1 protein-coding gene and 1 pseudogene are annotated in these 1,826 nt (G+C 64.9%); both read left to right on the top strand.

All coding sequences use genetic code 11. From position 1 onward, the window contains the following. Positions 1–966 (top strand): annotated as a pseudogene (locus tag ACIRC0_RS39660) (alpha-1,4-glucan--maltose-1-phosphate maltosyltransferase); the annotation flags it as partial. Next, a partial coding sequence (locus ACIRC0_RS39665; RefSeq protein WP_403627005.1) for an alpha-amylase family glycosyl hydrolase occupies positions 963–1,826 on the top strand: 864 nt, incomplete at its 3' end. The pseudogene ACIRC0_RS39660 and the gene ACIRC0_RS39665, both read left to right, overlap by 4 nt.

The following is a 1,826-nucleotide window of genomic DNA, read 5'->3' on the forward strand; positions in this document are numbered from 1 at the left end:
AAGAAGTACCAGGACATCTATCCGGTCCATTTCGATGCGGACATGGACGGGTTGGTGGCGGAGACGCTGCGGGTGCTGCGGTTCTGGATGGGGCATGGGGTGCGGATCTTCCGGGTGGACAATCCGCACACCAAGCCGGTGGTGTTCTGGGAGCGGGTGATCGGGGACGTCAACGCCACGGATCCGGATGTGATCTTCCTGGCGGAGGCGTTCACGGGGCCGGCGATGATGCACACGCTGGCGAAGGTGGGGTTCCAGCAGTCCTACACGTATTTCACGTGGCGGAATTCGAAGCAGGAGCTGACGGAGTATCTGAGTGAGCTGTCGGGGGAGGCGGCGGCGTATATGCGGCCGAACTTCTTCGTGAACACTCCGGACATCCTGCACGCGTATCTGCAGCACGGGGGGCGGCCCGCGTTCGAGGTGCGGGCGGTGCTGGCGGCGACGCTGTCGCCGACGTGGGGGGTGTACTCGGGGTACGAGCTGTGTGAGAACGTGCCGCTGCGGGAGGGCAGCGAGGAGTATCTGGACTCGGAGAAGTACCAGCTTCGGCCCCGGGACTGGGAAGCCGCCGAACGCGAGGGACGCAGCATCGCCCCCCTGATCACCAGGCTTAACGAGATCCGCCGGAACAGTCCGGCACTGCGGCAGCTGCGTGACCTGCACTTCCACCACGCCGACCAGGACGCGGTGATCGTCTACTCCAAGCGCTCGGGTTCGAACACGGTTCTGGTGGTCGTGAACCTCGACCCTCACCACACCCAGGAGGCGACGGTCTCGTTGGACATGCCGCGACTCGGCCTCGACTGGCACGAGACCGTCCCGGTGCGCGACGAGCTCACCGGTGTCATCTATCACTGGGGCAGGGCCAACTATGTACGTCTTTCGCCGGGCGATAGCCCCGCGCACGTACTGACCGTCCTGCGACCGTCCTCACCGCAGATCGGAGGGTCACCCACACGATGATCGTCAACGAGCCCGTTCCGGACACGTTCGAGGACACTCCCGCCGCGGAGCGCGACCCGGAGTGGTTCAAGCGTGCCGTCTTCTACGAGGTCCTGGTCAGGTCGTTCCAGGACAGCAATGGTGACGGCGTGGGCGACCTCAAGGGGCTGACCGCGAAGCTGGACTATCTGCAGTGGCTGGGTGTGGACTGCCTGTGGCTGCCGCCCTTCTTCAAGTCGCCGCTAAGGGACGGCGGTTACGACGTCTCCGACTACACGGCGGTGCTGCCGGAGTTCGGGGACCTGGCGGACTTCGTGGAGTTCGTCGACGCCGCCCACCAGCGGGGCATGCGCGTGATCATCGACTTCGTGATGAACCACACCAGCGACCAGCACCCGTGGTTCCAGGAGTCGCGCGCCAACCCCGACGGCCCCTACGGGGACTACTACGTCTGGGCCGACGACGACAAGCAGTTCCAGGACGCCCGGATCATCTTCGTCGACACCGAGGCCTCCAACTGGACCTTCGACCCGGTGCGCAAGCAGTACTACTGGCACCGGTTCTTCTCCCACCAGCCGGACCTCAACTACGAGAACCCGGCCGTCCAGGAGGAGATGATCTCCGCCCTGAAGTTCTGGCTGGACCTCGGCATCGACGGCTTCCGCCTGGACGCGGTGCCGTACCTCTACCAGCAGGAAGGCACCAACTGCGAAAACCTTCCGGCGACGCACGAGTTCCTCAAACGGGTCCGCAAGGAGATCGACGCGCAGTACCCGGACAAGGTGCTGCTGGCGGAGGCGAACCAGTGGCCGGAGGACGTGGTCGACTACTTCGGCGACTACGCCAGTGGCGGCGACGAGTGCCACATGGCCTTCCACTTC

The organism is Streptomyces sp. NPDC093984, assembly GCF_044764595.1.
Classification (GTDB): Bacteria; Actinomycetota; Actinomycetes; order Streptomycetales; family Streptomycetaceae; genus Streptomyces; species Streptomyces cynarae.